This window comes from Streptococcus massiliensis DSM 18628, assembly GCF_000380065.1.
Lineage (GTDB): Bacteria > Bacillota > Bacilli > Lactobacillales > Streptococcaceae > Streptococcus > Streptococcus massiliensis.
Genome location: NZ_KB904442.1, coordinates 39,160 through 45,277, shown reverse-complemented (window position 1 = coordinate 45,277; position 6,118 = coordinate 39,160). Strand labels below are relative to the sequence as shown.

7 protein-coding genes and 1 riboswitch are annotated in these 6,118 nt (G+C 44.5%); of the genes, 1 reads left to right on the top strand and 6 read right to left on the bottom strand.

The window, feature by feature from the left end; genetic code table 11:
* Nucleotides 1-304: 304 nt before the first annotated feature.
* The 3 genes from A3I3_RS0109750 to A3I3_RS0109740 form a co-directional block, all read right to left on the bottom strand.
* Nucleotides 305-1,270 carry a diacylglycerol kinase family lipid kinase gene (locus tag A3I3_RS0109750; RefSeq protein ID WP_018372501.1) on the bottom strand — a complete coding sequence of 322 codons (966 nt, stop codon included), beginning with the start codon at nucleotides 1,268-1,270 and terminating at the stop codon, nucleotides 305-307.
* 9 nt (nucleotides 1,271-1,279) lie between these two features.
* On the bottom strand, nucleotides 1,280-3,238 hold the full coding sequence (gene ligA / locus A3I3_RS0109745) for an NAD-dependent DNA ligase LigA (protein WP_026129777.1): 1,959 nt from the start codon (nucleotides 3,236-3,238) through the stop codon (nucleotides 1,280-1,282).
* Between the two features lie 102 nt (nucleotides 3,239-3,340).
* Nucleotides 3,341-3,850, bottom strand: a complete 510-nt coding sequence (locus tag A3I3_RS0109740) for a QueT transporter family protein (RefSeq protein WP_018372499.1) — start codon at nucleotides 3,848-3,850, stop codon at nucleotides 3,341-3,343.
* Nucleotides 3,848-3,949, bottom strand: a riboswitch (PreQ1 riboswitch). (Overlaps the previous gene by 3 nt.)
* A 228-nt stretch (nucleotides 3,950-4,177) precedes the next feature.
* Here A3I3_RS0109740 and A3I3_RS0109735 point away from each other — a divergent pair.
* Nucleotides 4,178-4,627, top strand: coding sequence for a GtrA family protein (locus A3I3_RS0109735; RefSeq protein ID WP_018372498.1), 450 nt, complete (start codon nucleotides 4,178-4,180; stop codon nucleotides 4,625-4,627).
* Between the two features lie 7 nt (nucleotides 4,628-4,634).
* On the opposite strand, the gene A3I3_RS0109730 is transcribed toward A3I3_RS0109735, so the two are convergent.
* From A3I3_RS0109730 to A3I3_RS11055, 3 genes are all read right to left on the bottom strand, one after another.
* Complete coding sequence (locus tag A3I3_RS0109730) at nucleotides 4,635-5,342, bottom strand: B3/B4 domain-containing protein (RefSeq protein ID WP_018372497.1); 708 nt, start codon at nucleotides 5,340-5,342, stop codon at nucleotides 4,635-4,637.
* Complete coding sequence (locus A3I3_RS0109725; RefSeq protein ID WP_018372496.1) at nucleotides 5,339-5,803, bottom strand: MarR family winged helix-turn-helix transcriptional regulator; 465 nt, start codon at nucleotides 5,801-5,803, stop codon at nucleotides 5,339-5,341. Before A3I3_RS0109725 ends, A3I3_RS0109730 begins: the two co-directional genes overlap by 4 nt.
* A gap of 129 nt (nucleotides 5,804-5,932) precedes the next feature.
* The coding region (locus A3I3_RS11055) for a hypothetical protein (protein ID WP_205617691.1) at nucleotides 5,933-6,118 on the bottom strand (186 nt) is incomplete at its 5' end.

The following is a 6,118-nucleotide window of genomic DNA, read 5'->3' as shown; positions in this document are numbered from 1 at the left end:
ATGATAGAAGGCGTGGAAGTGACAATCCTCCAAAGTATTCACCACTTTTTCAATCGTAAAGACGAGATGGTCTTGTGGCAAGAAAGAACTGATTTCTAGTGGTAAAGTTGTTTGATTTGTGTTATAGTGAATATGCATGGGATAGCCTTTCTAAATGGTTTATTGTGCAATTCTATTTTACCAAGACTATCGCAACCATGCAAAAAAGCAACGGATTTGCCGTTGCTTTTTTTGGAGATAAGGGACTATTGTCCCAGGCTCAGATTATAACTTCTCATCAACCCACTACAGTTGACAAAGAGCCTCAAATAGCATCATTATTAAAATCTAAAAGCGCTTCGTCTGCTATCTCATCCACATTAGCGAAAAATTCTAGATGATTGTGAAGAACTTCTAGCTCCACTGGCGTATCACCCCCGTATTCACCATCAAGATTAATCATAAAAGGTGAATTTTCATCTAAAATTTCTAACTTGAGATGGCTCGTTTTGATGTATTCAATCTTGGGGTCAGTAATATGCTGTCCACCATTCAAGGCCTGAATCATGAGCGACAAAATATCAAAAAGGTTACCTGTTTTTACAAGTATTAGTGTAAAATTGCCATCGTTCAACTTGGCGTCAGGCGCTAATTGCTCAAAGCCGCCGATAGAATTTGTCAAGGCAACAAAAATCAAAGAAACCTTCCCGATGAAAATTCCTTTATCATGGGTAATACGCACAGGACGAAATTGTGCCCGTGGCAGCATTTCTGCACCCTTAGCTACATAGGCAAAATAGCCCAAGCGTGTCTTGACTTCACTGGGAACGCTGTAAGTCAGCTCGGTTAAAGTTCCCGCCGCTGAAATGTTAACAAAATATTTATCACCATAAGCTCGCCCAATATCTAGAAAAACAGGCTTTCCTTTTTCAACAATACGTGCTGCTGCTACAGGATTACCAGTCGGAATTTTAAGGGCACGCGCATAGTCATTGGTTGTCCCAACTGGAATTATTGCCAGTTTCGGACGTTCCTCCAAGGGAGCAATGCCGTTGACCACTTCGTTAATGGTACCGTCCCCACCAGCAGCAATGACCAAGTCAAAACCTGCCTTAGCCGCACGCTCGGCCTCTTTCTGTGCTGAAAGAGGTTTTGGCGTCGTCCGGTAGGCAGAAGTTTCATAGCCAATATCTTCTAGAACATCAAGCACTTCTGCTATCTTTTTTTTCATGATTTCCTGACCAGAGGTCGGATTATAGATGAGCCTTGCTCTTTTTCTTACATCATTCATCTTTTGCCTCTACAAGCTCTCAAGCCAAGCTTCGTCGCGGATTTCAATCCCCAATTCCTGAGCCTTGGTCAATTTGCTGCCTGCATCGCTCCCCGCCACCACTAGGTCGGTCTTTTTAGAAATGCTGCCTGCTACATTGGCGCCCAGACTTTGCAATTTTTCCTTGGCTTGAGTACGTGTTAATTTCTCTAATTTTCCTGTCAAAACAACGGTCATGCCCGAAAGAGCTGCATCTGCCGCTACTTTTTCGCCCAGATAAGCCAGATTGACACCCGCTTTTCTTAGCTCTGCCAAAAGAATTTGCGAGCCTTCCTGCGCAAAATAAGTCTCTAGACTTTCGGCAATCACCATGCCCAAGCTATCAAGAGCCGCAATCTCTTCCTGCTTGGCCTTAGCTAAATTCTCTATATCGTGAAATTTTTCCAGCAAAATACGACTGGCCTTGCTGCCCACATGACGAATACCCAAGCCAAACAAGAGCCGCTCGGCCGAATTGCTCTTAGAGGCTTGAATGGCCGTGTAGAGCTTATTCGCTGACTTTTCCTTGAAACCTTCCAGCTCCAGCAAATCTTCCACCGTCAAGCGGTAAATACCTGCGACATCCTTGACCAGCTCTTCGACAAAGAGCTTCTCCACTATCTTTTCACCCAAGCCCGTGATGTTCATGGCGTCGCGGCTGGCAAAATGAATCAAACCTTCCTTAATCTGAGCGGGACAGAGCGGATTGATACAGCGCAGCGCCACCTCATCCTCGAAATGGATCAGCTCGCTACCACAGCTCGGACACTTGCTAGGAATCTCTAGTTTTTCTTGGTTCTGACGCTTATTTTCCACCACGCACAAAACCGCTGGAATAATATCGCCCGCCTTGTAGACGATGACTGTGTCATGGAGGCGGATGTCTTTTTCAGCGATATAGTCGACATTATGGAGGGTTGCTCGACTGACTGTCGTCCCTGCTAGCTGCACGGGAGTCAGATTAGCAGTCGGTGTGACAACCCCTGTCCGCCCTACGGTCCAATCGACCGACAAGAGCTGTGCTTCCTTTTCCTCAGCTGGAAACTTGTAGGCAATGGCCCACTTAGGCGCCTTGACAGTAAAGCCAAGCTCCTCTTGCACCTCCAAATCATTGACCTTGATAACAACGCCGTCAATATCATAGGGCAAGTGTTCACGCTCCTGCTCGATTTTTTCGATAAAAGCCCAAACTTGCTCCATAGACTGAGCAAGGATACGATTGGCATTGACCGTAAAACCTAGCTTCCCCAGCTTTTCCAGCACAGCTTCTTGGCTGGGCTCATTGGTCGGGCTAGCCTCCTGATAAAGGAAGGTCGCTAGATTGCGCTTTGCCACCACAGAAGTATCCAGCTGGCGCAGGGTTCCTGCTGCCGCATTGCGCGGATTGGCAAATTCTGGCTCACCATTTTCCTGCCGATACTGATTGACCGCATCAAAAGAGCTGCGCGGCATATAGCACTCACCGCGCACCGTTATATTGAGCGCTTCTGGCAAGGTCAAAGGAATATCCTTGACACGCTTGAGATTTTCCGTGATATTTTCACCGACAGAGCCGTCGCCACGGGTCGCTCCCACCACTAGCACCCCATTTTCATAGGTCAAAGAAATGGACAAACCGTCAATTTTCAGCTCGCATAAGTAGGAAACCTTGGGAAATTCCTTGCGCACGCGATTGTCAAAGTCATCGAGCTCCTGACGTGAAAAAGCATCCTGCAAACTATAAAGCGGATACTGGTGCTGGTATTTTTCAAAACCTTCCAAAACTTTTCCGCCCACGCGGTGGGTCGGGCTATCTGGTAAAATCTCTTGCGGATAGTCTTTCTCAAGCTCAACCAGCTCGCGATAAAGAGCGTCATACTCGCTGTCTGACACGCTGGGATTGTCGCTCGTGTAATATTCGTGAGCATAGCGATTGAGCAAAGTGACTAATTGGGACATTCTTTCCTTCATATCTTTATTTTAACACAAAAAGAAAAAATCTTCTGTTTTTCTCCCTTTATTTTGGGAAATTTTGCCACAAAAAAAACTGAGAAATTCCCAGTTTATTGATGTTTAGTTTTTCAGATTGATTTGCTTGCCGATTTTGTCCATAATCACGGCACCGACCAGAAGCGAAGCAAATTCTCCCACGGCTGTGGTAAACCAAGTCAGAAAGAAAGGCAAACCTTGCAGAATGTGGAGTTCTAGGGCAATGGTGAACATGGACAGTGAAAAGAATAGGGCAAAATAAAAGAAAGCCTTATTGATGAAACCATTGAAGAGATAGTCTTTCATGTATTTTCTAAAGAGGAAAACTCCTAGAGACAGAAAGACCAAGGTCGAACCACCACCGACAAAGACATCAACTAGCCCGAAGCTAAAGAAATTTGCCAGCATGCAGCCAATGGTCACACCGATGATGTATTTAGGATTGTAAAAAGCCGTAAAATTCATCATCTCAGAAATCCGAAATTGATAGGCGCCAAAGCTAATCGCATTGAGCGGCGGCGTTATAGTCAGCACAACATAAATCGCTGCCACAAGGGCGATTTGAGCCATATCACGAACAGTTAATTTTTTCATTGTTTCTCCTTTAGCGGTTTTACCGCCTTTAATATGCTTGACGAAAGAAGCTAAGCGTCAAGGGCACTTAAGATACGAGAGCGTTAAGAAAACGCAGAAAAAATAGAAAATGTGACGACGAAGCCTCAAGCTCCTAGGAAGATTTATCTTTTTTCCGAGCTTTTAGCTCGAATTCAGTTACATAAGATACAAAGGGCGTTCGTATCAATTACATAAAAAACAAGAAACAAAACTTGTTTATATATGCAACTAACTTTAATCCTGCATTTTTATCTTAAGAGCTCCTCTAGTATAGCACAAAAAGGCAAAATATGGTAGACTGAATTTATGAAAAGATACATTAAAAAATTTTTTGACAATGAAGTTTTGTCCTACCTCTTTTTCGGAGTAGCGACGACTGTCGTGTCTGTCCTTACGCGCATGCTGGCCTACGAGCTCAGTGGCAACGAGATTTTCTCGACGATTTTGGGCAATGTGGCTGGTATCCTCTTTGCCTTTGTAACCAATGATACGATTGTATTTAAGCAAAAAAGACAGGGCTGGCTGCCCCGCCTGCTCAAATTTATCACGGCTCGCTTGACCACTCTCTTTCTCGATGTCGCCCTAACTTTTCTCTTTGTTACAACCTTTCCGGGGCTCATTGGACAATTCGTCAACAATGATATAAAGGCAGTCAATACCATTGAAACCTTGATTGCTCAGGTTCTCATCATTGTCCTCAACTATGTCTTCAGTAAGATTTTCGTCTTTAAAAATCGCAAAAAAGAGCTCAAATGAGCTCTTTTTAATAGTCCAAACTTGGATTTTCCGCAGTCAAATGCGTAATTTCTCCTGTCACACCGAAGTAATCCTCAACTAGCTTCTGCATTTCCAGCATGGCTTTCTGTGCCCGCTCGCTTTGCTCGGCGTTAATCGCTTCAATCACCAAAACCGCGTCCGTGGTTTCCTCTGTCAGCATGGTACGCTGCGCTTCCCGCCAGTTGAGGCAGCGACAAACTGTGCCCGCATTGTCAAAGTAGATAATTTCTTCGGGCAAAGCTGGCGCGTCACTCTCAGCCCCCAGTGGAAAGAAAGGCTCGCCACCCTTTGCTTTTCCTAGGTGTAAACCACCCTCAATTTTCGCCAAATCCTCTCCGCCGCAAGGCACGGCATAGGAAAGAGAAATACTATTATAAATATCGACTAAAGGATTGATTGGGTGAAATTCCCGCCCTTGACTGACCCGCTTGAGCAAAGCCTCAATGGACGAACGTGCGCCCTTCTTGGTTTTAAACTTGCTGAAGGCTTGACGCCACTCTTGAATGACCTCATTTTGCGTGAAATTCTCATCTAGGATAAAATCCTCAGATCTCTTCCTCCCCTTGTCCAGCAGCTCCTTAAAATAGGGATCCTTGCTCTCATCCACACGATTGTCCAAGCCCTTGACAATCATCAGGCTAATCTGCGCCCCAGGAAACAAATCCCAAAAATCTTGTTCAATTGTGATGTTCATGTTGTTACCTCTGTGTACTTTCTTTTTTGTCCTTTTTTGACCGGCTCCCAGTCGCTGGTGATATTTTCTCTGACCTTGGCTAGCATGCCCTCTAGCAGCTCCGCTTCTTCTTTTGAAAATCCTGTCAATGCCTTTTGCTCGGAATAGCTGTGCTCAGCGATAATCAGCGGATAAACCTTTTCTCCTGCTTCCGTCGCAAAAAGTTCCTTATTCTTCAGATTGCCCTCGGCGCTCCTGCGCACAATCAGGCCTTTTCTTTCCAAATTTTTAACCGAACGTGCCACAGTTGAGCGGTCGACCTTGAGCAGGTCTGAAAGCTCCTCTTGGATAATGCCCGGATTTTCCACGATACGAACCAAGTAAGGATACTGCCCTTTTGCCAAATCCACATGGCGAAACTCAATATTTGCCATGGCATCCAGCGCCCGAGCAATCACTCCAATCTCTCGTAAAATAGTCATAGAACCTCCTCACCTATATAGTATAACTTATTTTTATTGCAAATGCAATAAAAACTTAAAAATACAAAGAAGTTCAGTACTTCTTTGTATTATTTTATCTTTATGATTGAGAGAAAGGAGGCTTTCACCTCAAAAACAAAGTTTCCAGAAAATATCCTTTTGGAACCATTCAGAACAACACAGCTCTAAAACACCAACTGTAAAAATACATTCAGATAGCTTGTTTTGGAACCATTCAGAACAACACAGCTCTAAAACCTCTTTAGCAGTCAAGGCCTGCCTTAGATTGTTTTGGAACCATTCAGAACAACACAG

Bases quoted from the DNA above. Each gene is read 5' to 3' on its own strand.
- A3I3_RS0109730 (WP_018372497.1), bottom strand. From the start codon at position 5,342: ATGAACATCACAATTGAACAAGATTTTTGGGATTTGTTTCCTGGGGCG.
- A3I3_RS0109725 (WP_018372496.1), bottom strand. From the start codon at position 5,803: ATGACTATTTTACGAGAGATTGGAGTGATTGCTCGGGCGCTGGATGCC.
- ligA (WP_026129777.1), bottom strand. From the start codon at position 3,238: ATGAAGGAAAGAATGTCCCAATTAGTCACTTTGCTCAATCGCTATGCT.
- A3I3_RS0109750 (WP_018372501.1), bottom strand. From the start codon at position 1,270: ATGAATGATGTAAGAAAAAGAGCAAGGCTCATCTATAATCCGACCTCT.
- A3I3_RS0109740 (WP_018372499.1), bottom strand. From the start codon at position 3,850: ATGAAAAAATTAACTGTTCGTGATATGGCTCAAATCGCCCTTGTGGCA.
- A3I3_RS0109735 (WP_018372498.1), top strand. From the start codon at position 4,178: ATGAAAAGATACATTAAAAAATTTTTTGACAATGAAGTTTTGTCCTAC.